The organism is Aquincola tertiaricarbonis, assembly GCF_023573145.1.
GTDB classification, from domain to species: domain Bacteria; phylum Pseudomonadota; class Gammaproteobacteria; order Burkholderiales; family Burkholderiaceae_C; genus Aquincola; species Aquincola tertiaricarbonis_B.
The window spans coordinates 1,663,138-1,687,504 of record NZ_CP097636.1 but is presented as its reverse complement, the minus strand read 5'-3'; the positions used below and the strand labels follow the sequence as shown (position 1 = coordinate 1,687,504).

The following is a 24,367-nucleotide window of genomic DNA, read 5'->3' as shown; positions in this document are numbered from 1 at the left end:
GAACGTCCGACGCTCACAGTTGCTTTCGGCGGCCTTGACGGTCCTGTTTCCTCTCTGGCTCTCCAGCCATGCGAGTCAGGTCTTCAAAGATGTCGGACCAGCGCTCGGTGCACATGGAATAGCCCACAACGTACCGCATGAAGAAAGCGCCTTCCGCTGCCAAGAAGGCTAGCCGGAGCCTTCTCTCCTCATCGTTGCGAACGGAAAGATCGCCGACGCGTGTCGTGTACCACCTCGCAACTGCGCCAACCTGACTGTCACTGCCTGCAAGGCAGGCCAGCAGGGTGGCCGCCCTCTGCATGCTCACTTCGGACTCTTCGGATGTGTTCGCAATGTGCGCTAGCACCCTCACCTTTAAAGATGGGCTCTCTCCTGCCTTGGCCGTAAATCGGGCAGTCTCTTGAGCAAGCCACCGGTCCAGCATGGCTTCGATGAGCGACTCCCTTGTACCGAACGCCGATTGAACGGAAGCCTTCGACATCCCGGCCGCAGCTGCGACGGCACCGAACGACAGTCCCGCAGCGCCTGTTGCCGCCGCCACTCCCTCGGCTACATCCAGGATGTACTCACGGTCGACAGTGCGAGGTCTGGCCATCTATTGACTCCAAGCAAAGGTTTTGATACGCTCGTATTTTAACCGAACTGACGTGTTTGTCGCGCCTCTCTGGTGGGCCTGCGGGTCTACGCGCCGGAGTACAAACTCCGGCCCACGGTCATCCCTGCATCGCGTGCCGGACGGGGGGCGTGAAAGTCTCTTTTGGAGGTTGCTGTGAGTTGGCTTTATCTGTTTCTTGCCGGCGTACTCGAGATAGGCTGGCCCGTGGGCTTGAAGATGGCACAGGCTCCCGCGACACGCATCTTTGGCGTGGCTATCGCTGTGAGCTTCATGGCCATGAGCGGCTTTTTTCTGTGGCTCGCACAGCGTCACATACCCATCGGAACCGCGTATGCGGTTTGGACGGGCATAGGGGCCGCCGGAACGTTCTTGGTAGGTGTGCTGTTCTTCGGCGACCCAACCTCTCTCATGCGGTACATGGGTGTGCTGCTCATCGTGAGTGGCGTTGTCACGCTCAAGCTCGCAAGTTGAATCACTTTGAGACTTGCGCCTCTAGCAGTGATACCAGGCGGTACCTGGTAGAGCTCAACGCTAGGCTGGGCCAGTGGCGAAGAATGCCCGTCGCGAGTTGCAGCCAACCCCCGATGCACTAGGACAACTCTCGCAGCAAGAACAGCCAGACGCCGCCGTCCGCTGATGAGAGAGCGCGGATTCGGATTGCTCTGTACGGGTCCGCGAAATCGCCGATGTGCACGAACTCGGCGTCGACCCGTCCTTCCGCCACCGCGGCGTCCAAGGCGCCCTTGAAGGCGGGCGTATTCATGCAAGGCGCCACGCGAGTGAAAAAGTCCAGGCCGATGTTGGGTCGACCGTTCCACCCTGACAGGGTGGCCTCCCTCGTGCTGTAAAGATCGACCTTGCCGCCGGCGTCCAGCCGAATGACGCCGAAGGGCAACTGGTTGATTTCATAGGCATGCAGAGCCTCGACCTTCTCGGCAAGATCGGGGGCATCAAAGTCTGGACTAACTCTCATGTCGGCTACTCCTCCTTCGACGACGCCTCCGGCAGGTTGGCAATCTTGACCATGCCCACAAGGTACCGCGGCCGACCACTGTCGTCTGCGCACGGAAGGAGCAAGCGCTCGAACTGGAACGGGCCGCCTTGCTCCCCCTGGAATCGCATGTACTCGTACACCGGCTCCTGACGGCGTGCACACCGGCGGTAGGCGGCTTCCAGTCCGGCAAATAGACGGTCACCATCGGCCACCGCAAATCCAAAATCGAGCTGCTGGGCAGCTTGCAGCTCGAGCTGGCTACCCACATGCAACCTCTTAAGGGCGAACGGCGCTTTGCTGACGATTTCGACGACGAAAGTGGAGTCTATGTCCGGCCGAGTGTCGAGTTCCAGGCTGGCCAGGGCGGTCAACGAAGTCGAGGTGCGGGCCCCGGTCCAGGCGTGATAGAGCGCTACCAGGGCGGGGTGGTGGATGCGGTGGGCGAACGATGGGCGCTGCTGCGATGCTCGTCCCAAGGCTGTCAGAACCGCCTTTGCCAGCTGAGCCTGGGTGAAGGGCTTTTGCAGGACCGCTTCGCCTGCGACCTGTGCGGCTGCCGAGTGGCCGGTCATGAGGAGCACCTGAGCTTCGGGGTGGCTTTGGCGGATGGCTCTGGCCAGCGTCGGACCATCCAGGCTGGGCATAGCCACGTCCGTGACGACCAGATCCAACGGGCGCGCGACCCTGGCCAGCCGGATCGCCTTGGCGGCGTCGTCGACGGCATGGACCTCATATCCGAGGTCCCTGAGGTACTGGACCACGGTGGGGCGTACCAGTGGATCGTCTTCGACCACCAGAACGCGCGCGTTGCCATGCAAGGAGCGGTCGACCTCATCTTCGGCAGTCTGGTCGCCCGTGCCATCCACACCCGCGACTACCGGGAATAGCAGCGTCGCTTTGGTCCCTGCGCCCAGTGTGCTGTCCAGTAAAAAGCGACCGCCCGAGCGCTCTGCGAACGCACTGATCATGGCCAGCCCGAGCCCGGTGCCTTGGCCCTCCGCTTTGGTGGTGAAAAAAGGCTCACGCGCCCGAGCCAGCGTCTGCGCGTCCATGCCTGCGCCCGTGTCAGCCACTGCCAGCGCAAGCCAACTGGCTGCTGCGGCCGGGGCATCCCCAGGGGCCGCCTCCCGACGCGTAGTGACCCGCAGGGTGCCGGCGGCGGCCATCGCATCTCGCGCATTGATCGCCAGGTTGAGCAGGGCCACTTCCAGCTGATAGGGATCCATCAGCACGTAGGCGGACTCTTTGACGTCGATGTCGACGCGAATCTTCGGCCCGACTGTGAGCTGTAGCAGTTCCCGGACGTCGCTCAGCCGGGCACCGATGTCGATGACTTGCGCATCAATGGTTTGTGTCCGAGAAAATCCCATCAGTTGCCGAACCAAGCGCGTCGCGCGGTCGACTGCGCCGAGGCCGCGCCGAACAAGGACTGCTGCTTCCGGGTCGGGGCTACGGCGTTTGAGCAGGTGCAAGGATCCCGAGACGGCTGCAAGCACGTTGTTGAAGTCGTGAGCGATCCCGCCAGCAAGCAAGCCCAGCACCTCCAGCTTTTTGGCTTGGACCAGCGCCTGCTCCACCTTCTGTGCACGGGCGCGCTCGTCACGCAACGTGCGCTGGAGTACAACAAGCTTCCTGCCGCGCTTGACGCTCAGGTTGGTCAAACGCTCCGTGGTAATGTCGCGTGCGGTCCCAAACAGCCGCGTGATGTCTCCGCCTTCCCCACGCTCCCCTGCACCACGCGCTTCGAGCCAACCGGTTGAGCCATCCGCGCGGCGGTACTCCAAATCGAGCCGGTATGGCCGGCCGGTCTGCAACAGCTGCTGCACAGCGGCTTGCAGGCGCGTCCAGCTCTCTGGGAGGTAGAGCTGCTCATGCTCGGCAAAGGTCGGAGGAAGCCGAGAGGGGTCCAGGCCAAAGATGTGATACAGCTCGGCCGACCAGATCACGATGTCGGCTTCCACCTCCCACTCCCAACTCCCGAGCTTGCACAGACGCTGTGCTTGAGCGAGTGCCGCCTCACTGTGAACCACCCCGTGTATCGCGGAGGCCCGTTGGTTTAAGTCAGACGGTCGCGGCCTGACCAGCGTGTTGTCGATGGTAGTTGGCCTCGAACTCGGCCGGCGGGATGTAGCCCATGGGCTCCATCAGTCGATGGTGGTTGAACCAAGCCACCCATTCCAGCGTCGCCAGTTCCACCGCTTGCTTGGTCTTCCAGGGCCCCCTCCGGTGGATGACCTCGGCCTTGTAGAGCCCGTTGATGGTCTCGGCCAGGGCGTTGTCGTAGCTGTCGCCCTTGGACCCCACTGAGGGCTCAATGCCGGCCTCGGCCAAGCGCTCGCTGTAGCGGATGGACAGGTACTGCGACCCGCGGTCCGAGTGGTGCACGAGGCCATCACCTTCGGTCGGCTTGCGGTCGTACAGCGCCTGCTCCAGCGCGTCGAGCACGAACTCGGTGTGCATCGAGCTGCTCTGGCGCCAGCCCACGATGCGCCGGCTGAACACGTCCACCACGAACGCCACATAGACCCAGCCCTGCCAGGTCGACACGTAGGTGAAGTCCGAGACCCACAGCTGGTTGGGCCGCTCGGCACGGAACTGCCGGTTGACCCGGTCCAGCGGGCACGGTGCCTTGAGGTCCGGAACGGTGGTGCGCACGGCCTTGCCTCGGCGCACGCCCTGCAGGCCTTGCTGACGCATCAACCGCTCGACGGTGCAACGGGCCACCGCCACGCCTTCGCGATTGAGCTGACGCCAGACCTTGTCAGCGCCGTAGACCTGCATGTTGGCCCGCCACACGCGCTGGACCTCAAGCACCAGGCACGCATCCCGCTGTGCGCGACGCGAGCGCAGCGCCGGGTTGCGCTGACGGGATGCATGGCGCCAATAGGCCGACGGGGCGATCTGCAAGACGCGGCAGATCGACTCGACCCCGAACTCCTGGCGATGCCGGTCGACGAAGGCCTTCAGGACTTGAGGCGGCGGTCGAGCTCCGCCTGGGCGAAAAACGCGCTGGCCAGCTTCAGGATCTCGTTGGCCTTGCGCAGTTCACGCACCTCGCGTTCGAGCTCCTTCACTCGCTCAGCCTCGCTGGTCGTCACGCCTTCGCGCACGCCGGCATCGACCTCGGCGCGCTTGACCCATTCGTTCAGCGTCTGCGGCACGCAGCCAATCTTGGGCGCGATGGACTCGATGGCCGCCCACAGCGACGGGTACTCCCCTCGGTGCTCCTGCACCATCCTCACCGCACGCTCACGCACCTCGGGCGAGAACTTGTTCGACTTGCTCATGGCTCAATCCTCTCAGAGTGTTGAGCCTCCTCGAATCCCGGGGCGGTTCATGTCGATGTGGCCGCGCGCCTGGGGGTCTACCGGTCAGTAGGTGAAGCCGTGCTGGCGGATTGACGCGGATGAAGCCCTCCGGAAGAACCTCAACGGTCGCTGCAGACCTTCCAGGAAGCCGGGAAGCACCGAAATCCGGTCTACGCGGGCATCTGGTTCTTTCGGATCATGGTGCTGGAGGGCCTTCACCAGCGTGTCGCTGACCACCTGTGGCTGCACTACATGCCTCATTTTGCGAGCCGCCTTGTTGACCGTGCCCGGGAGGTGCGGCCGGAAGATGAGAACCACGAGTTCCCGACGCCGCTCGCCTACCATCTATACGAAGTCGTTGACGTCACGTTGGAGTGGATCAATGACGCCAAGGACCTGACGGAGCCTGGTGACACGCCTTTTCCTGACCAGCGGGAAGGGCGGCACGTCCACATCTCATTCGAAGCCGCCGGGGCGATAGGGCGCATTGTGCAGTACATCCTGATGTCGCCGCGCGTCACTCGCAGGCTCAAGAACGAGCTGCTCGGAGTGGCGCTTGCCGCCTTGAGAAGCGTGGAGCAGCATGACCGTCTGGCACCGTTGGCTGGCGTGATGCGGGCGAATCTCATCGAACCCTACGGCTATAGGGAACAGAACAACTATTTGTACATCCTGAACCAGTGCTTCGAGGAGCAGGACCACGTCCTTCGCGCTCAGCTGGAAAGCTTTCGAGATGCACTCGATACGGCCCGGGGAGCGGCGCTCTGAGCAGCGCACGCTCGGCCTGTCTCACTTGGTCATCAATGCCTCCCATGCCGGGCGTCCCGCTGCTGACGCCAGTATCCAGCGGCATCGTCTCCTGGCAGGATTCAAGCCTCGGACAATGGTCAGGGAGAGGCCAGTGATTTCAGTCGGCGACATCTACGACAAGGACGTCAATTTCCTGTTCGGCTCGGGCGCATCAACAGGCCTCCTGCCGACCCTTCAGCTCAACATGCGGACAGGGGAAGGCGATGGTCGCTACTCCCTTGAGGAACTCGCAACCAAGTTCGAGCAAGAGGATCAGGACCTTCGGCGCTTGGTGCCGCTGTTCATGCACTACTACTGGTCGTGCATCAGGCCAGCGGAGCAGCTGACGTTGCAAAACTCGACGTCTACCGTCGAGGGCGCAGCTGCCATCAAGAACTATGAAACGTTTCTAACCACCGCCTTGGAGATGGTCAAGCGACGCAAGGCGCTGGACCGCCGGTGCAACGTGTTCACCACGAACTATGACGGATGCTTCCCGCTGGTGGCCGACGCGCTTATCAGACGAGGTCATACCGACTTCGTGCTGAACGACGGCACGCGAGGCTTTACGCGGCGCATTCTTCAAGCGCGGAACTTTGGGTCCTACCTGTGCCAGGCGGGCGTTTTTGGCCGCTATCAGGCCAGCATCCCCCAAATCAATCTCATACACCTGCACGGGTCGGTGTACTGGAGCAAGGCGGGCAGCTCCATTCAAGTCGACTACGACTTGTCTGGGCGCGAAGAGCTTCTAGATCAGGCCGCAGTGGAGAAGCTGCAGCCATTCTCTGCGGCGCTCGACAACGAGAACGCGACGCTAGCTGACTTGCCCGCCACGACGTTCACCGACGTGGAGCTGGACGCTTTCTGGGCGAAGTACAAGGACATGCCTATCGTCAACCCGACCAAGTGGAAGTTCCACGAGACGGTTTATGAGGAGCACTACTACCAGATGCTTCGGCTACTTAGCTACGAGCTCGAGAAGCCCAATGCCGTGCTCATCACATTCGGCTTCTCTTTCGCCGACGAGCACATCCTTAATCTTCTGATGCGGTCGCTATCGAACCCTGGCCTGTTGGTCTACGTGTGCTGCTACAGCGAGAGGTCTCACGCTGCAGTGCAAGAAGCCTTCAGAGGTCACCGCAACGTCAAGTGTCTGGTGCTCTCGGAGCAGCAGAAGATGGACTTCACTGCTTTCAATGAGCGTGTGCTGGCTTGGCCGGAAGCTGCAGCCTCGACGCCGACTGCGGCAGCGCCTGTGGCAGCCCAAAATGCCGCAGCCCTTCCGCAGATGCCCGCTGACAACGGGGGCTTGGTCTGATGAGCATCCGCGTTGGGGAGGTCATCGCCGTCCACGGCACAAGGGTGGTCCTCAAGATCGACGAGCAGTCCAGCAAGGAGACGCTCTTCCGCGATGGCGACAAGTACAAGGGGGTGTCCATCCGCGAGTACCTGTCGATCCAGCGAGGCTTTCGCGACATCATCTGTATGGTCGAGGGCGAGTACCTTGACGAGAGTCGGGTGGAGACACGCGATGGCGGGACCGCCTTTGTGCGCAAAGTGGAGGCCAGGCCCATTGGATTTTTCGACCGCGCAGGCTTTACGCAGGGCATCAAGTTCCTGCCAATGATTCAGGACGCGGCATTTTTGTTGCCAGAGGAGCGCATCAGGTCGATCTTCGACCGCAAGGCTGACAGCAGCTTCAAGATTGGGCAGATGCTCAAAGAAGAAATCGCCGTCGGTCTGCCTTGGAAGCGACTGTTCAACAGCCATATCGGAATCTTCGGCAACACGGGCAGTGGCAAGTCGAACACACTAGCCAAGCTGCACACCGTCTTGTTTGACCAGAAGCTGCCACTCATCGCAGGAAAGAGCCGCTTTATCATTCTCGATTTCAATGGTGAGTATGGCGGTGAGCAGTTGGCGCCGGCGGAGCACAAGAGGGTCTATCAGCTCTCGACGCAGGAGCGTGCTGGCGGGGCCGGTGCGGGCGACAAGTTTCCCCTGTCGCCGGCGGAGTTCTGGGACCTCGAGACTCTCTCCCTGCTGTTCCAAGCGACGATGAACACCCAGCGGCCGTTCCTTAGTCGCGTCCTGACAGGGAAGGCGAGGTACGAGACAAACCCCGGATCGTTAGCTGCTTATGCCAAAAGCAAGTTTCGCCAAGCGTTCTGCGCGGGAGAGGTTCGGCCGGCAACTCTGGACCTGATGCGGGCCATTGCGCGCCGAATCAACAACCAGCCACTCGAGGATTTGCTAAAGGAAGTGAGCTGGCACCAAAGGGCCACCCGATTCCATATCGGCACTGTCTACTTCAACGCTGACGGCGAGAACTACGACGCGCTAATTGCCCCGACCGTAGAGGCGCTGGATACCGTGAATCTGGACGACTTCGACCAGCTAATCGTCCGCGTGAACCTTCAGTTGATGTCCGACTTGAACACCGGGTTCGTCCAGTTCGAGCACATCCAGCCGCTGCTCAAGCGAGTTGAGTCCTCGTTGAAGAGCATGCGTCGCGTGCTGAGCATTGGGGACGCTGCGGAGCTGGAACGGGTTCTGACCGTCATCTCTTTGCGACGCTGCAACAACGAGGTCAAGAAGGTCCTGCCGTTGCTTTTTGCCAAGCACTACTCCACTGAATCCTTGAAATCGGCTGTGTATGCTTCATCTTGAAGGACATGCACAGGATGACATTGACGGACGACGATCGCGCGGATCTGGAGGCGGTGATCCGCAAGCGCAGTGGTAGCGCGGCGCTGGCTCGGCGGGCGCGCTGCGTGCTGCTGTGGGCTGATGGCGAGCGCCGGGTGGACATCCGAGCCAAGCTGGCCTGCAACGATGCCTTCGTCACGCGCTGGACAAAGGCCTTCGAGCTTCAGGGGCTGGCCGGGCTGGTATCGCTGCACCCTGGTCGCGCTCCCGTAAGGCCAGTGGCCAAGCTGGAAGCCCGGGTGCTGAACAAGACCCTGAAGCACAAACCCAAGGACGGCTCCACGCACTGGAGCAGCCGCAAGCTGGCGGCCGAGCTGGGCGATGTCTCGTTCTCCGCCGTGCAGCGCATCTGGCGCAAGCACGGCCTTCAGCCGCACCGCCTGGAACGGCACCTTGTTTCCAACGATCCGGACTTCGAAGCCAAGGCCGCTGACGTGATCGGGCTGTACCTCAACCCGCCTGCGCACGCTGCCGTGTTCTGCGTCGACGAGAAGACGGCCATCCAGGCCCTCGACCGCAAAGACCGGATGCTGCCGTTGGCTGCGGGCCGGGCCGAGAGCCATGGCTTTGAATACAAGCGCAACGGCACCTTGAGCCTGTTCGCCGCGCTGAACACCGCCACCGGCGAGGTGCTGGGCATGACCGCGCCGCGCCACACGAGCGAGCAGTTCGTCGGCTTCCTGGGCGACGTGGTCGCCAGCCAACCCGAAGGCCGCGAGATCCATGTCATCTGCGACAACGTCAGCAGCCACAAGACTGAGCTGGTTCAAGCCTTCCTGGCCAAGCACGGCAACGTCCAGATCCACTTCACGCCGACCTATTCGTCCTGGCTCAACCAAGTTGAGAACTGGTTCTCCCGCATCCAGCGCGACGTCATCAGCCGGGGCATCTTCACCTCCGTCAAGGACCTGGACAAGAAGCTCATGCGCTACATCCGCGAGCACAACAAGAGCCCCAAGCCGATCAAGTGGAAGTACGACAACCCGAACCGTCGACACCACCAATTTTTCTGATTCAGTGGACTACTACAACGCCCACAAGGTAGAAGTTAGCACCCCGCCAGACCGCACTGTCCACCTCATCATCGACGAAGCTCACAACATTCTGTCCGAGCAGTCGACGCGAGAGAGCGAGAGCTGGAAAGACTATCGTCTTGAGCTCTTCGAAGAAATCATTAAGGAGGGCCGCAAGTTCGGCATGTTTGTGACGATTGCAAGCCAGCGCCCGGCCGACATATCGCCAACCATTGTTTCGCAGCTGCACAACTTCTTCATCCATCGCTTGGTGAACGACAGGGACCTCTTTCTCATCGACAACACCATCTCGACGCTGGACGCCTTGTCGCGCAGCCTCATTCCTGGCCTGTCGCAGGGGTGCTGCGTGGTCACTGGAACTGCATTTGAGCTTCCGATGGTCATCCAAGTTGACCGCCTGCCAACCAACAAGCAGCCTGCCAGCGAGGACGTCGACCTTGAGAAGCTCTGGAGCGAGGCACCGCAGCCACTGGCCTAACATTTCGCGAGATAGCGCGCTATGCAGTTCGCAGACGTCTACGGCAAGAGGGCTCCTCCTTTTCTGGGCGGGCGGGAACCTGTCCGATGTGTCCAATCGCTATTATCGCGAAGTGCGGGCCGCGAACCATGCACTACTGGGCCCACTTCGGCCGCCGCAACTGCGATCCCAAGTGGGAGAATGAAACCCCCTGGCACCGATCTTGGAAGAGCCTTTTCCCGGAAGCATGGCTCGAAGTCTCAAAAGTTGCCCCAGACGGTGAGGTGCATCGCGCCGACATCAAGACCCCCAAGGGCATCGTTGTAGAGGTGCAGCACTCAGCAATGTCAGATGTCGAGCGCTTGTCGCGTGAGGCGTTCTACAAGAACCTCGTCTGGGTGATAGACGGCAGCGTTTTCAAGCAGAACTTCGACATCTACCACCCGCTTCCTGCCCCATCCCTCCGGGGTGGCTTGTGACATCGTCTGGACGAAGGCCGAGAGACATGTGAACTGCGCCAACGGCGGCATGTTCTTTGCGGGGCGGCTGACGCCGGGAAATTCGTGATCGTGGTACCGGCCGGCCACTTCTTTGGACCGCGCTCCGGGAACAACTGGTTCACGCAAGGTATGGTGAAGCCCGGGACGCCAGTGCGAGCGGTGCAATTACCCGGACGGACCGGCGTTGGTCACAATCCTGCCCGATGTGGCGCGAACGATGGTTGAGCTCGTCCGTCGACGAGGTGCACTTCCGCCCTTCGGCAGCTTCCACATGGCCGGCCACTGGGATGGGAACGGACGGGTGATTGGCCGTGCCATTCAACGCGTGGTCTTGCGTAGCGGCGGCTCTGAACCTCGCTTGAAGCGCTTTCCTTGGTGGCTGGTACGCGCTCTGTCGCCTTTCGTCCAGACCTTCAAGGAGCTCCTGTAGATGCGCTATCTGTGGGAGCAACCGGTGCGTATGGACAATGCCAAGCTCAACACGTTTTTGGGTGTCGAGCCCTACACGCCGCTGGAAGTTGCCATTGAAGAGCCATTGCGCGGAGCTTAAGGCAACGCTGATCAAGTCCCACCCTGGCATGGCTACTGCAAGCCGCTTGGCATGAAGCAACAGACCCTGGCCATGGCAGCAGATCAGAACGCCGCCTTCGAGCGCTTTCGCCGCCCGACGCGTCGAGACCAGTTCCTGGCGACGATGTAGCAGGTGGTGCCATGGGACGCGTTGTGCAGCGTGGTGGAGCCTCACTACCCCAAGCCCGGCAACGGTCGCCCGCCCGTGGGGCTCCAGCGCATGCTGCGGATGTAGTTCGTGCAGCACTGCTTCAACCTGAGCGACGAGGCCTGCGAAGACGCCCTGTTGGACAGCACGGCGCTGCGCCGCTTCGTGGGAATCGACCTGGGCGTTGAGCGGGTGCCCGACGCCACAACGCTGCTGAAGTTTCGGCGCCTGATCGAGGCCAATGGCCTGGGGGCTGCGTTGTTCGCCGAGGTCGGCCAGGTGCTGCAGGCCCGTGGCATGAAGGTAGGCAACGGCACCATCGTGGACGCCACCATCATCGCCGCCCCTAGTTCGACCAAGAATGCCAAGGGCCAGCGCGATCCCGAGATGCACCAGACGCGCAAAGGCAAGCAGTGGCACTTTGGCATGAAGCTGCATATCGGAGTGGACAGCGAGACTGGCTTGGCTCACAGCGCCGTCGTGACGGCTGCGAACGTGCATGACAAGCACCCGCTGCCCGAGCTGCTGCACGGCGCCGAACACGAGGTGTACGGCGACAGTGCGTACGCCTCGCAGCAGGCGCTGATCCGCTCGAAGGCACCACAGGCGCGAGATCGCACCAATCAGCGCGTGCGGCCTGGCAGCGCGACGGCCGGCCTGGATCAGGTCATCAACCGTCTGAAATCCAAAGTCCGCTCGCGCGTCGAGCATGTCTTTGCGGTCACCAAGAGGTTGTGGGGCTTCAGCAAGGTGCGTTATCGCGGCCTGGCCAAGAACGCGACGAGGGCGTTCGTGGCGGTCGCGCTCGCCAACCTCTACCTGGCGCGCAAGCGCCTGGTGGCATGAGTGCGTCTGCGGCCAGCGTGGCCGGCGCCATCGAGGCACTGGCTACGCAAACAAGCGGTCAGGCGCCGCTCGAAAGCCGTTGCCAGCGACATGGCCGCACGTTGTCAGCAGCGCATGGCCGACCGGTCAGAAAAGCGGCGGCTTGTTCAGCACTGCCTTAATGCCTAGCGCCTGTCGCAGAAGGCGTTGGCAAGCCCGCCACAGCCTAGGCCCAGCAGCGAGCGCCACCTCGCAGTGGGCTCGCTGCTGCTGAACCTGGGGTGCTCCTGAGCTTTGTTCCTCAGGGCTTGAGTCGCCAAAGCAGGTAGCGCTCGGCACCCGGCTTGACCGCCCCGGCAAAGTGCGCGTTGAGCTTGCTCGCTGTGAACACGATGTCGCCGTTCGGTGCCAACGTGGCAGTGTCCGGCCAGAACACATTGTCGTTTCTAGCGGCGATCTTGGCTTGCCCGGCCTGAACGTTCACCCGAACTAGTCCGTTGTGCGTCACGTCGGTGATGTAGAGGTGCCCATCGCGGCCGAACGCCATGCCATCGGCGTTTGCGCCGACATGCCCGACGATCTCCACAGCGGCGCCGCGCGCGTCCTCGGTGATCGTGTGGGACAAGAGCGCCTCCACTGGGATGCGGAAGACAGTGGTGCCGGCGGTCAAGGCCCAGTACAGGGGTTGACGGTCCGGCGACAGAGCGATGCCGTTGATGCCAGACCAGCGGGTTTCCAGGCCAGACGGCCTCGCCATGGGACATCACATTCACGCCGTCCACGGGCATCACCGAGTGGTGTCAATGGAGCACCCGGGCCGTGCGGCCGGACGCGAAGTCAGCAACGATTATGCCTGCCTGGTTTTTCGGCGCGCTGCGGAGCCCGCTATCAGAGAGATATGCGACCTTGCGCACTTCGTCGACTGCGACGCCGTTCCGGAAGCTGCCGCTCCGGTCTGCCACCGCGTCGAGCGGGATGATCTTCACGACGGCCCCGCACTTGCGCCCCTAGACGACCAGCTTCTGGCCGCCGACCGGCGTCGAGTTGCCTGCTCAGTTCACGAAGTTCGCAATAGCACAGTTTGGAGAAGTCAGTGGTGGTCCTACATATGTTCGTTACACCGCAATCGGAGCCGCAATGGAAGGATGAGGGTCATATCCCTCGATGAGGAAATCCTCAAACTTGTAGTCGTAAATAGAGGAAGGCCGACGCGTAATGATTAACCGTGGCAGAGCGCGCGTTTCTCGGCTGAGCTGGGTCCGAATCTGATCCATGTGGTTCGAGTATGCGTGAAGGTCTCCAATGCTCACAATGATTTCGTGCGGAATAAAATCACACTGCTGCGCAAGCATATGAGTCAACAACGCCAGCGAGGCGATGTTGTACGGCAACCCGAGGAAACTATCGGAGCTGCGAATATACAACTGCGCAGACAGCTTCCCATTCGCCACGTAAAACTGGTACAGCAAATGACAGGGTGGAAGCGCCATTTTGCCAGCCCGCGCATTGTCCACCGGACTCAACTTCTCATCAGGGAGGTATTCTGGGTTCCACCCGTGAAAAAGGATGCGCCGGCTGTTGGGATTGTTCTTCAGCGCGTTGACCACGTAGTCAATTTGGTTGATAGCGCCGCCATCCTTTGTAGGCCATGCAGTCCATTGCTTCCCGTAGACCGGCCCCAATTCACCCTCTTCGGTCGCCCACTCGTTCCAAATGCTAACGCCGTGCTCCTTGAGCCACTGAACGTTCGTGTCGCCGTTTAAGAACCAAATGAGTTCGTTCGCAATGCTCTTGAAGTGAAGCTTCTTGGTGGTGAGAAGGGGAAAGCCTTCGGCCAAGTTATGCCGGATTTGTCGACCAAACACGGAGGTAGTACCAGTGCCGGTGCGATCACCCTTGGCAACGCCGTTCTCCAAAATGTCCGCCAGGAGTTCAAGGTATTGTTTCATCAGATTATCATTTGTTCGGCGGGAGAACGACTCTCAGTCGCTTACCCTGCAGTTCTTCGATTACCAATTCTCTCGCCTTCAACTGCTCCCGAAGCACAAGAACCTCGTCGAAGAGCGATGTATTTTGATGGAGAAGACTCGTGATGCGCGACCGAAGAGCTTCCACTAGGCTCACAGGCGGCCCGCCGCTCTCCTCCGATTCTTGGTCGGCGTCCTCCAAAGCGGTCCGCTTCGCGGCCGCCTTCATGCCTTTCAGCGTCTCCAGCGCCCAGGGCCTCGAGCGAACAGTGTTCGTGGAGAGCTCCGTGAGCTTGCAGACCGCGGGGACCGTGCATTTCAGCTTCAGCTTCGCGCGCTTGACGGGATCACGGAGGGTCTCCAGCGCCCCCAGGATCAGCCTATCGTTCCGCTCGCGAGTCGCCTCACCATCAGACGGTATAGGCCGTTGATCCGACATTGTGCTCCTTCTCATGTCCGCCCGTGTCAAGGGCCAAGCTGACGTTCGCGGCGGGACATGCACGCAAAGCCCCCCGGGAGCATTCGCACGAAGAGCCACGGAACAGGGTTTTGTAGCATCGTCATTGAGCATTCTGCGCCCGGTCCAACTTGGCGACGTGGCGCCCCAGCTTGTCAGCAAGGCCCATCCAAATGAACTTGAACTCCGCCTTGCTCTCCCGCTGCGCCTTGGACAACGCGTGGGCGCGCCGCGCACGAAGCGCGAGCCCACCGCGTTCGGTGATGACGTGGCTGCCGCAGTCAGGGTCGCACTCGAAGTCTCCATAGTCGGCCCTGCAAAGCTCCCAAGTCGTTGTCCTGAAACGACTTTCGGGTGATTTCCGATGGTGAAGTCTCCCGGGAAGCATTCCAATGGACGTCGGTTTCTGGGAGTTCTGGAGTCACCACCGATGGCCACCGACGACTTCTTTCGCGCCCGGCTCGATCAGATGATCGACCTGCGCCACGCGCTGGCGGTGCTGGCCACGCGCATGCCGTGGGCGCAGATCGAGGCTTCGCTGGCGCCGGTGTTCGCGCACCGGGATCGCAAGGGCCGGCCGGTGGAAGGCTCTGACCTGTTCGGCCCCAGCCTGGCGGTGGCCGGTGCCGGCGTCAGCAACGCCGGCCGCCCGCGTTTGCCCATCCGGCTGATGGTGGCGCTGCTGTACCTCAAGCACGCCTACAACGAGAGCGACGAGTCGGTGGTCGTGCGCTGGTCGCAGGACGTGTACTTCCAGTTCTTCAGCGGGCAGGTCTACTTTGAGCCGCGCCTGCCCTGTGACCCGGCGCAGATCAGCCGCTTCCGTCGGGTGCTGGGCGAGGCCGGTGTCGAGCAGTTGCTCAAGACCACCATCGAGGCGGCGGTGGCCATGGGCGCAGTCAAGAAGACCGAGTTCGAGCGCGTGATCGTGGACTCCACCGTGCAGAGCAAGGCCATCGCCCACCCCACCGACAGCCGGCTGCTGGAGCTGGCGCGCGAGAAGATCGCCCGGCTGGCCAAGCGCGCGGGCATCCAGCTCAAGCAGACCCACCAGCACGAGGGCCAGACGCTGCGACGGCGCGCGGGCGGTTATGCCCATGCCAAGCAGTTCAAGCGGCTGCGGGCCGTGCTCAAGCGCCAGCGCACGATCCTGGGCCGACTGCTGCGCGAGGTGCGCCGCAAGATGGGCGGCCTGGCCGACGAGACCCGCGCCAGTTTGGACACCTGGGTTGAGCGCGCCGAGCGCATCCACCGGCAGCGGCCCAAGGACAAGAACAAGCTGTATGCCCTGCACGCACCGGAGGCCGAGTGCATCGGCAAGGGCAAGGCCCGCCAGCCCTACGAGTTCGGCGTGAAGGTGAGCCTAGCCGTCACCCACCAGCACGGCCTGATGGTGGGCGCGCGCAGCTTCCCAGGCAACCCGTACGACGGCCACACGCTGGCCGCGCAGATCGAGCAGACCACCAACCTGCTGCAGGACATCGGCGTCAAGCCCACCGCCGCCATCGTGGACCTGGGCTACCGGGGCGTGGACAAGGACGTGGCGCCGGTGGAGGTGATCCACCGCGGCAAGTTCAAGTCGCTCAGCCCCAGGCAGCGGACTTGGTTGAAGCGCAGACAGGCCATCGAACCGTTGATCGGCCACACCAAGGCCGACCACCGGATGGACCGGTGCTGGCTCAAGGGCGCGGAAGGCGACGCGCTGCATGCGGTGCTGTGCGCGGCGGGCTTCAACATCCGCTGGCTGCTGCGGGCCATCGCCCGGCTGGGCCTGGGTGGCGTTTTGTTGGCCTTGTCCGCGATGGCGCTGTATGCGGCGGCCATGGCGGAAGTGCTGCGTCATCCAGTCTCCTGCGCTGAAGTCGCGCTGGAGCCGTGACCGCTGCCGCTCTTGCGATCACATGGCCGTGTCGGCACGCTGGAAATGGATTTCGCAGGGCCAACTCTGGAAATGGGCAGAGCGCTCATCGCGGAAGCCCACTTCACTCAAGCAGAACTTGAAGAGGTGCTGAACTCAGAGGATGTCAGGGCACGCCAAGCACTACTGAATCAGTGGTTTCCTCGGCAACCCAAACCGCACCAAGCGCGTTCGACGTTGGCCAACCTTCTCAGCATCTCAATGCTGCGATACGGAGGAATCATACCTTCTGTGACCAGTGGAAATTCGCTTTCAATCCCTGGCTTGCCCACCTCTCGCATAGCAATCGTGGCGCGAACTGTTGAAAGGCGTCGGGAGATTGCGAAATACCTTTTACCTAGCGGAGAAGCCGTATGCGCTGTAATTACTGAGTACATGATAGCTTCCGCCGGAAATTCCGCCGTGGCTCTCTCCCTTTCGACCAAATGCATGAATCCATCTGAGAAGGCCGGATTTGTGCAGGTTACCGGTAAAAAACTTCGCGCCGGAGGCAAGCCTATGCGCAGCGACTTTCACGAAAGGTCTGATGTTGTTCGGAATCTCAAGTGGCTTGTCGATTCATTCGAAGCTCATCGACACGCCGACTGCAACGGGCTTCAAGACCACCTTCCGGTCATGCAAGTCGGAATCGACTTGAGAGCCATAAATGAGCAATATCTGCTCATTGCGTTTCGCGAGCTAATTGGCTCCATACCGAAACTTTCCGGACTGAATATCGTCCCCTCAATGATTCGGCGATCTGTAATCGTACTCCAGACGCTCAGTTCAGTTGATGGCAGCCTGTCAGCCGCGCTAGCAAATCAATCGAAGCCGATAAACAAAATTTACAACCATATATTCCCCATCCTCGTGCAGAAAGACATAAAGATGAGGGAGTACATAAACCACTTCGAGACACTTCTATTAGTCATTTCGGCAGAGAGAAACGACTTACATGGATATGAAGAGACCGAACTTAATGCACGTCGCGGGACTCTTCAGCAAACCGGTTTTGGCACTCTATGCAAGAACATTTATGGAAGGCCCGGAAACCAGGGCGAACCTTGCACGGAGCCTCGATGCGCAGTGGACATGTGTCCACAGATGGACATCAGATTACACCCAAGCAACGTGGCCTTGTTGCTCGCGTGGAAAGAGGCGCTGATCGAAGCGGAACCCGAGTGGGAACGGGATAGGGCCGAGCGCTGGAATGAAATATGGCTTCCCTTCCTCTGCCTAATCAACGTTGTTCAAGAGAAAAGTTCGCGCGGTGCTCTATTGGCGGCTTGGGACGCGGGCACTGAGTTTTTGTATCAATTGAAGTCTCAACCCGGATTTAAAGGACCTCGGCTATGGTGAAAGGAAATAGGATCAGGCGAGACGTTCGCAGCTTTGCCCTGCCATCAATTTCTAAGATTGAGAAAGCGACCAACGCCAACCGCACCGCGCCCTGGATGATTGACTGCCAGTATGAGTCACTGCGCTGGACGGTTTCTGATACAGACAATCCAAAGAACACTCGCGTAATTGATTTTGAATACGTGATGCCGGGAGGAAAAACACTAGCCGATTTTCCCAAATTCCTTCGTGCCGCTCGCGAGTATGCATACTGGATCAGAAATCAGCGATACACGCGCATCAACGATGCAGAAACGCATGCAGCGGTAGCTCAGTACATGATGTTGATCATCCATGGATTGGCAGTCGATGGACTGACTTCATTTAAGAATGTTTCCAAGAAATTTCTAAAAGTCTTTGTGCGCCGAATGAAGTTTGCGGGAGATGGTGTCCTGCGTGCTAGCGAACGAATTGAGAGTTGGCTAAAGCAACATCAGCACTGCAATCCACAGCAACTGCGGGCACTTTTGCCGCTGGAGTCAAATGGCCACTACTGGCGATTGAAGGCGACCGAGTTCCTGAGGTCGATAGGCCTTCCCATTAGTGCGGCGAGATACCCGCGGGCCGCCCACTTTATGACCATGATTCGCAATAGGGCAGAGTTGACGCAGCAACCTGAGAGCTTGCCACCTGCACCGCCTGAACTCGCGGTTCCTAATGTCATGACACTCACGCGAATGCTTGGGACCTTCGAAGCGCTGTTCAATATGCGCAACGTGATCGACGCGATAGGAATATACGAAAGACCCTTCGACTTTTCCACAACTACATTTGCACGCAAGCACGGCGCCCGTTCAATACCAACTCCGCTGCCCCCTCCGCAACTGGCTCTCCATCTCATGAGCCATGCCATGACATGGGTATTAAATTATAGCGACGCACTACTAGAGCTATTCGATCAAGCAACTTCTGCAGCACCTGAGCTGGCCAAACTTCCGACCGGACAGCGGCAAGACCGGCATCGAGAACTTGTGAAGCGTTCCCCACAAACTGGCCCCGAGCATGGTCCGTGGCCGCTTTGTGTGAATTCGGTATACGGTGTCAATGGATTGAGCATGCATACTGCATTGAGCATGCTATTCATTGCGTGCATGATCGTTATCGCCACGTTCTCCGCGCGAAGACTTGAAGAGCTCACTGGGCTAGAGACAGGCGATTTTCGGAGAGACAAGTCCGGAAAACCATGGCTGCGAGCGTACATTCAGAAAACATTACAAGGGAAAGAGTGGTTGCCAACTGCCGACATTGTTGGCAGGGCATTTGCGGTACTCTGCCGGCTCAGCACCATCTCACGCCGAGAGAATGGCGATAAGTTCATCACCAGGTGGACAACGCCCTTTATTTCTGGGGGCTCGACGATTATTCGCAACTGGAGCAAGGCGAATATCAATCAATTCGCCAACTTCGTGGGAACTCCCAAGGTTGTGGGTCTGAATGGCGAATTGGAGGATTGGGCGTGGAATTCACACCAGTTTCGGAGATTCTTCGCCGTTCTGTATTTCTACCGCTATAGAGGCTCAATCGACGACCTCGCCTATTTTCTTCGTCATTTGGATTTGGAGATGACACGGAAATATTTGACCGTTACGCCGGATCAGGCGAAAGCGTTTCGAGAAGTCGAAGGTCAGTATCACCGCACTGTCGGGCAAGACATCTTGGCAGGGAAGAGCGACAAGGTCGGTGCTGGGCGCGAGCTAAAGAGACAAATGCACCTGCACTTCCAGAAGAAGCTGAGGGTCAGCCCGCCCAGCGACGACGAGTCACTGGATTTCCTAACCCGCCAGATGCGAACGCGACGCTGGGTATTTCGCCCACGGAGATGGGGAGACTGCACTTGCCCGTCAAGCAAGCAAGGGTCGAAGGCCGCCAGATGTCGCGCCAATCGCACCACGCAGGGCTTGGGACCTGACTTCGCGAACAGCGCGCCCAGCATCTGCGCTGAGTGCCCCTTCATCGCCGACAACGGCCATCTTGAGGAGCAAAGGCACATGGAGGAGCTTGGCTATCAAGAGCTGTCAGACAACGATTTGCTCAAAGGGACGCTAGTGGCGGGCATGGCACGGGCCAAAGTCATATCGCTCATGCGCGTTGAAGGGGACGTTCGGTGATCGAACCAAAATTTGACACAGTTCCACCGAAGTCCAAGCAGGAGCACCAGCTTTGGGTGCGCCTGCAGCACCTCAGGCTCTGGAACGCGACTCAGGTCCCTCCTGAGTACGCCGATCAGATTCCCAACAGCATTCGCGGGCTTGGCAAGTGGTCAGAACCGAAGCTAGGCATCAAAAAGATGACCGACGCAAACAGCCTTTCAAGACAACATCCGACATGGGCTTGGCGTGTCATAGAGGCGGACGGCCTCGCCAAGGCTCTGTACGCAAGGCGAGAACTTCCCCAACCGAAGAAGAACGCACAACAGCAGGCAACTTCCCTCAGGGGCGGCATGCGAGAGCTGGAGAGCATGCTGGTTCGGGCGGTGAATCAGTATCACGAAGCGAAGGAAACTGCTGAGAGAGCTGTGCTCGATGCCCACTATCAAACGCAGATTCAGAAGGACCAGGCCGAACAGATCGAGCGCCTAACAAGCCTGTTGGACACCAGGGATAGGGAGCTAGCCGAGCTCCGCAGAGAGCTGTCCAAGCAGAACGTCATCCGCCTTCATCGCCCGTGAGCTAGGCATGGAAGCACCAGACAAGCTAGACATCTGGGCGCCCATCCCAAAGGGCGCCTCCAACTCATTCAGGTCGGTGATTTACGCCAAGAGAGCCGAAGCAGCGATCACATCGGAACTGGCCCATCGCGGACCGAGCAGCCTCTTCATGGACCGCCGGGTTTCAAGGCAAAGCTTGGCCGCCGTTGTCGGCTGTCGGGCTTGCACACTTTCCGAGAACAAGGCGATCCGAGCCCTGATGGAGCGGGCGGATGCGCTCTTAGCGGTCCGACATGTACCCGGCGACGTGCGGTCGCTTCACCGTGCAATCAATAGGTTGCGGGCAGACGATAGCAACGTACGGCCTCTACACCCGACTTCGAACGCTTCGCGAATTGTTTACACCTCGAGCGAATTGGTTATATACGACACCTCATACGCCGACATCCCGACGATCATCTTTGCCGACGGTATTCATGAGTGGGCATCAGATTGGCTGCGAAGCGTTCGGATTGAGCGCGATATGACGCCCGGCACGGCACGCCAATATGCGAAGATGCTGCGAAGCTTCTTACGTGACATAAGAAATCGGCACAAGATTCCAGAACTGGACGATTCGATTCTGATTGCGTGGCGAAATCGACTCGCAGCAAGAACTAGCAAAGCCAATGCAAATAGCTCGCTAGAAATAATATTCGAATTCTTGCTCTACTGCGAACAGACCGCGCGAATGCGGTATCGCGTAGGCTGCTACGACAGATACGAACTGACAGAACATCTCAGGGGCATTCAATTCCCAATCACGGCCATTCTCGCCCTTTCGAGCGGGGGGCGCTCACGTTGGATTTCCCCGCTCCTCTTCCGGACGGTAGCAAGCTCAATCGGTAATCGCGCCACTCCGGACGATGTAGACATCCAAGCTGCGCATAGGTTCTTGCGCGATATGAGGCACGAACGCCGAATCGGAACCATGATCGACCTGGTGGAAGATTCCGGAGCGCGAGTGTGTGAGCTAGTACAACTCAAGATTGGAGACATTCCGTCTGAATATGCGTTACTTGAAGCACTAGACAAAGACGACTCACGTTGGGAAATTGAGTTGATTCGCAAAGGCGGAAGAAAGCTAAAACTATATTTTTCGTCGGATGTTTTGCTTGAGGCTCGGTTCTACTTGAAGTTTCGTTCCGCACTAATAACCGCGAGAAAGATTACTCACCCTGACTATTCGCCCCCAGACGATCTATTTCTGTCGGAGAAGACAGGTCTCGGGCTCAAATCGGATTCAGTCTCAAAAATTGTCTCAAGGCTATTCAAGAAAATAGGCGTGAAACGGGTGGGCATTCATAGAATTCGGGCAAAGTTCGCTATCGACACAATTGACCGCATCTTGGATGAATATCTTGCCAGCGGACTGGGATTGGAAGCGGGCTCTGCATGGGTAGATACAATTATTCAGCAGGCAGCCCACTTAATGGGTCACAGAAGCACCAGCTCGCTAAAGCACTATTTGCACGATGCGTTGGATCGTCGTCTTCGCATGTCACGCAAACATGAGTCGCTTCAGGTGAACCGCCCCGGGTATCGCGGAGGCCCGTTGGTTTAAGTCAGACGGTCGCGGCCTGACCAGCGCGTTGTCGATGGTAGTTGGCCTCGAACTCGGCCGGCGGGATGTAGCCCATGGGCTCCATCAGTCGATGGTGGTTGAACCAAGCCACCCATTCCAGCGTCGCCAGTTCCACCGCTTGCTTGGTCTTCCAGGGCCCCCTCCGGTGGATGACCTCGGCCTTGTAGAGCCCGTTGATGGTCTCGGCCAGGGCGTTGTCGTAGCTGTCGCCCTTGGACCCCACTGAGGGCTCAATGCCGGCCTCGGCCAAGCGCTCGCTGTAGCGGATGGACAGGTACTGCGACCCGCGGTCCGAGTGGTGCACGAGGCCATCACCTTCGGTCGGCTTGCGGTCGTACAGCGCCTGCTCCAGCGCGTCGAGCACGAACTCGGTGTGCATCGAGCTGCTCTGGCGCCAGCCCACGATGCGCCGGCTGAACACGTCCACCACGAACGCCACATAGACCCAGCCCTGCCAGGTCGACACGTAGGTGAAGTCCGAGACCCACAGCTGGTTGGGCCGCTCGGCACGGAACTGCCGGTTGACCCGGTCCAGCGGGCACGGTGCCTTGAGGTCCGGAACGGTGGTGCGCACGGCCTTGCCTCGGCGCACGCCCTGCAGGCCTTGCTGACGCATCAACCGCTCGACGGTGCAACGGGCCACCGCCACGCCTTCGCGATTGAGCTGACGCCAGACCTTGTCAGCGCCGTAGACCTGCATGTTGGCCCGCCACACGCGCTGGACCTCAAGCACCAGGCACGCATCCCGCTGTGCGCGACGCGAGCGCAGCGCCGGGTTGCGCTGACGGGATGCATGGCGCCAATAGGCCGACGGGGCGATCTGCAAGACGCGGCAGATCGACTCGACCCCGAACTCCTGGCGATGCCGGTCGACGAAGGCCTTCAGGACTTGAGGCGGCGGTCGAGCTCCGCCTGGGCGAAAAACGCGCTGGCCAGCTTCAGGATCTCGTTGGCCTTGCGCAGTTCACGCACCTCGCGTTCGAGCTCCTTCACTCGCTCAGCCTCGCTGGTCGTCACGCCTTCGCGCACGCCGGCATCGACCTCGGCGCGCTTGACCCATTCGTTCAGCGTCTGCGGCACGCAGCCAATCTTGGGCGCGATGGACTCGATGGCCGCCCACAGCGACGGGTACTCCCCTCGGTGCTCCTGCACCATCCTCACCGCACGCTCACGCACCTCGGGCGAGAACTTGTTCGACTTGCTCATGGCTCAATCCTCTCAGAGTGTTGAGCCTCCTCGAATCCCGGGGCGGTTCAAGGACGGTGGCGACGCCCAAGCACAGCGCGTGCGTGAGATGGTCAAAGTCTTGGACGAGAAGCTCAGCAGAGAGGCCACAAGAGTGCAGCAGCAAGGCAAACGGGCCGCAGTCACGTAGGCCGGCTCACACTTGCCTCTCTTGCTGGAGCTGTACGGGTAGCTGCAAGACGGCGTGGGGCGGGGGGCCTGCGGCCCCCCGCAGAAGACACGAACCTGAAAGCAGTCGGGCAACGAGATGCTCGGTAAGGCATCCACGAAAGAAGCCTGCGCCCTTGGAGACCCACTGCTCGAAGCGATCCAGGTAGGAGGCGGGGGGCCTCACGGCCCCCCGCTATAGTCCTTTTTCAGAGCAGTTGGGAGAGAAAAATGGATACCGGAAAACCCTTCAACATCGCCAGCTATGCGCTGCTCACCCACATGCTGGCGCAGCAATGCGACCTGCAGGTGGGCGACTTCATCTGGACCGGCGGCGACTGCCACATCTACAACAACCACTTCGAGCAGGTGCAGACCCAGCTGGGCCGCACGCCGCACCCCTACCCGGTGCTGAACATCAAGCGCCGGCCGGCCTCGATCTTCGACTACGAATACGAAGACTTCGAGGTGCTGGACTACCAGCACCATGCGCCCATCAAGGCGCCGGTGGCGGTGTGAGCGCGACCATGGCCAGGCCCCGCATCGCCCTCATCGCCGCCGTGGCGCGCAACGGCATCATCGGCCGCGACGGCACGATGCCCTGGCACCTGCCCGAAGACTTCGCGCACTTCCGCAAGACGACGATGGGCTGCCCGGTGATCATGGGCCGGCGCACCTGGGACTCGCTGCCGCCGCGCTTCCGGCCGCTGCCGGGGCGGCGCAACCTGGTGGTCACCCGCCAGGCCGACTGGCAGGCCGAAGGCGCGGTGCGCTGCGGCTCGCTGGCCGAGGCCATCACCGCCGCCCAGCCGGCCGACCAGCTGTTCGTGATCGGCGGCGCCCAGCTCTATGCCCAGGCGCTGCTGGTGGCCGACGAACTGGTGCTCACCGAGCTGGACCACGACTTCGAGGGCGACACCCGCTTTCCGCGCTTCGACGGCGCCTTCGTGCCGGTGGCGCGGGAAGAGCACCAGTCCGCGGCGCCCGAAGGCCTGCGCTACGCCTTCGTCACCTACCGACGCGCGGGCGCCTAGT

General features: G+C 60.5%; 22 protein-coding genes, 2 pseudogenes and 2 other annotated features. Of the genes and pseudogenes, 15 read left to right on the top strand and 9 right to left on the bottom strand.

What is annotated here, in order from left to right:
• Positions 1-13: 13 nt before the first annotated feature.
• Positions 14-595 carry a TetR/AcrR family transcriptional regulator gene (locus tag MW290_RS22100; RefSeq protein WP_250199825.1) on the bottom strand — a complete coding sequence of 194 codons (582 nt, stop codon included), beginning with the start codon at positions 593-595 and terminating at the stop codon, positions 14-16.
• Positions 596-769: 174 nt separating this feature from the next.
• On the opposite strand from MW290_RS22100, the gene MW290_RS22095 reads away from it, so the two are divergent.
• Positions 770-1,087 carry a DMT family transporter gene (locus MW290_RS22095; RefSeq protein ID WP_250199824.1) on the top strand — a complete coding sequence of 106 codons (318 nt, stop codon included), beginning with the start codon at positions 770-772 and terminating at the stop codon, positions 1,085-1,087.
• Positions 1,088-1,205: 118 nt separating this feature from the next.
• On the opposite strand, the gene MW290_RS22090 is transcribed toward MW290_RS22095, so the two are convergent.
• The 3 genes from MW290_RS22090 to MW290_RS22080 all read right to left on the bottom strand — a co-directional run bounded on the left by MW290_RS22090 (position 1,206) and on the right by MW290_RS22080 (position 4,897).
• Entirely contained in the window at positions 1,206-1,589 is a 384-nt protein-coding gene (locus tag MW290_RS22090; RefSeq protein WP_250199823.1) for a hypothetical protein, read from the bottom strand.
• A 5-nt stretch (positions 1,590-1,594) separates the two neighbouring features.
• On the bottom strand, positions 1,595-3,571 hold the full coding sequence (locus tag MW290_RS22085; RefSeq protein ID WP_250199822.1) for a PAS domain-containing hybrid sensor histidine kinase/response regulator family protein: 1,977 nt from the start codon (positions 3,569-3,571) through the stop codon (positions 1,595-1,597).
• 100 nt (positions 3,572-3,671) lie between these two features.
• Positions 3,672-4,897 (bottom strand): IS3 family transposase gene (locus MW290_RS22080; RefSeq protein WP_375142940.1). Its coding sequence is split into 2 segments (ribosomal slippage): positions 3,672-4,609 and positions 4,609-4,897, totalling 1,227 coding nucleotides; the frame shifts between segments, so codons are not numbered across the junction.
• Positions 4,503-4,619 (bottom strand) — a sequence feature (AL1L pseudoknot). Its footprint overlaps the gene before it by 117 nt.
• Positions 4,898-5,116: 219 nt before the next feature.
• Between MW290_RS22080 and MW290_RS22075 the strand changes: the two genes are divergently transcribed.
• From MW290_RS22075 to MW290_RS22040, 7 genes and pseudogenes are all read left to right on the top strand, one after another.
• Positions 5,117-5,686 (top strand): hypothetical protein, encoded by a 570-nt coding sequence (locus MW290_RS22075; protein ID WP_250199820.1) that lies wholly within the window; start codon positions 5,117-5,119, stop codon positions 5,684-5,686.
• 133 nt (positions 5,687-5,819) lie between these two features.
• Positions 5,820-7,025: an SIR2 family protein gene (locus MW290_RS22070; protein WP_250199819.1), complete on the top strand. Its 1,206-nt coding sequence runs from the start codon at positions 5,820-5,822 to the stop codon at positions 7,023-7,025.
• On the top strand, positions 7,025-8,377 hold the full coding sequence (locus MW290_RS22065) for a helicase HerA domain-containing protein (protein WP_250199818.1): 1,353 nt from the start codon (positions 7,025-7,027) through the stop codon (positions 8,375-8,377). The genes MW290_RS22070 and MW290_RS22065 overlap by 1 nt, the downstream gene beginning before the upstream one ends.
• A 5-nt stretch (positions 8,378-8,382) precedes the next feature.
• Positions 8,383-9,429, top strand: a complete 1,047-nt coding sequence (locus MW290_RS22060; RefSeq protein WP_250199817.1) for an IS630 family transposase — start codon at positions 8,383-8,385, stop codon at positions 9,427-9,429.
• A 4-nt stretch (positions 9,430-9,433) separates the two neighbouring features.
• A complete protein-coding gene (locus MW290_RS22055; RefSeq protein ID WP_250199816.1) occupies positions 9,434-9,928 on the top strand; it encodes an ATP-binding protein in 495 nt (164 codons plus the stop codon).
• 128 nt (positions 9,929-10,056) lie between these two features.
• Complete coding sequence (locus tag MW290_RS22050; RefSeq protein ID WP_250199815.1) at positions 10,057-10,386, top strand: competence protein CoiA family protein; 330 nt, start codon at positions 10,057-10,059, stop codon at positions 10,384-10,386.
• A gap of 622 nt (positions 10,387-11,008) precedes the next feature.
• A pseudogene (locus MW290_RS22040) lies at positions 11,009-11,971 on the top strand (IS5 family transposase).
• A gap of 280 nt (positions 11,972-12,251) precedes the next feature.
• Here MW290_RS22040 and MW290_RS22035 read toward each other — a convergent pair.
• The 4 genes from MW290_RS22035 to MW290_RS22020 form a co-directional block, all read right to left on the bottom strand.
• Complete coding sequence (locus MW290_RS22035) at positions 12,252-12,707, bottom strand: L-dopachrome tautomerase-related protein (RefSeq protein WP_250199814.1); 456 nt, start codon at positions 12,705-12,707, stop codon at positions 12,252-12,254.
• Positions 12,708-12,750: 43 nt separating this feature from the next.
• A complete protein-coding gene (locus MW290_RS22030; protein ID WP_250199813.1) occupies positions 12,751-12,936 on the bottom strand; it encodes a hypothetical protein in 186 nt (61 codons plus the stop codon).
• Positions 12,937-13,065: 129 nt separating this feature from the next.
• Positions 13,066-13,899, bottom strand: coding sequence for a thymidylate synthase (locus tag MW290_RS22025; protein WP_250199812.1), 834 nt, complete (start codon positions 13,897-13,899; stop codon positions 13,066-13,068).
• 7 nt (positions 13,900-13,906) lie between these two features.
• Positions 13,907-14,356, bottom strand: a complete 450-nt coding sequence (locus tag MW290_RS22020) for a hypothetical protein (RefSeq protein WP_250199811.1) — start codon at positions 14,354-14,356, stop codon at positions 13,907-13,909.
• Between the two features lie 448 nt (positions 14,357-14,804).
• On the opposite strand from MW290_RS22020, the gene MW290_RS22015 reads away from it, so the two are divergent.
• The 5 genes from MW290_RS22015 (at position 14,805) to MW290_RS21995 (ending at position 21,919) form a co-directional block, all read left to right on the top strand.
• Positions 14,805-16,253: an IS5 family transposase gene (locus tag MW290_RS22015; RefSeq protein ID WP_250196100.1), complete on the top strand. Its 1,449-nt coding sequence runs from the start codon at positions 14,805-14,807 to the stop codon at positions 16,251-16,253.
• Positions 16,254-16,298: 45 nt separating this feature from the next.
• Complete coding sequence (locus tag MW290_RS22010) at positions 16,299-17,630, top strand: hypothetical protein (RefSeq protein ID WP_250199810.1); 1,332 nt, start codon at positions 16,299-16,301, stop codon at positions 17,628-17,630.
• Entirely contained in the window at positions 17,624-19,777 is a 2,154-nt protein-coding gene (locus tag MW290_RS22005) for a site-specific integrase (protein WP_250199809.1), read from the top strand. Before MW290_RS22010 ends, MW290_RS22005 begins: the two co-directional genes overlap by 7 nt.
• Positions 19,774-20,337, top strand: a complete 564-nt coding sequence (locus tag MW290_RS22000) for a hypothetical protein (protein WP_250199808.1) — start codon at positions 19,774-19,776, stop codon at positions 20,335-20,337. Before MW290_RS22005 ends, MW290_RS22000 begins: the two co-directional genes overlap by 4 nt.
• Before the next feature lie 949 nt (positions 20,338-21,286).
• Positions 21,287-21,919 (top strand): site-specific integrase, encoded by a 633-nt coding sequence (locus MW290_RS21995; RefSeq protein ID WP_250199807.1) that lies wholly within the window; start codon positions 21,287-21,289, stop codon positions 21,917-21,919.
• Between the two features lies 1 nt (position 21,920).
• Here the strand turns inward: MW290_RS21995 and MW290_RS21990 are convergent.
• Positions 21,921-23,146 (bottom strand): IS3 family transposase gene (locus MW290_RS21990; RefSeq protein ID WP_375142939.1). Its coding sequence is split into 2 segments (ribosomal slippage): positions 21,921-22,858 and positions 22,858-23,146, totalling 1,227 coding nucleotides; the frame shifts between segments, so codons are not numbered across the junction.
• Positions 22,752-22,868 (bottom strand) — a sequence feature (AL1L pseudoknot). It overlaps the preceding gene by 117 nt.
• Before the next feature lie 426 nt (positions 23,147-23,572).
• Between MW290_RS21990 and thyA the strand changes: the two are divergent.
• Positions 23,573-23,851, top strand: a pseudogene (thyA, locus tag MW290_RS21985) (thymidylate synthase); the annotation flags it as partial.
• Positions 23,852-23,859: 8 nt separating this feature from the next.
• On the top strand, positions 23,860-24,366 hold the full coding sequence (locus tag MW290_RS21980; protein WP_250199805.1) for a dihydrofolate reductase: 507 nt from the start codon (positions 23,860-23,862) through the stop codon (positions 24,364-24,366).
• Position 24,367 lies beyond the last annotated feature (1 nt).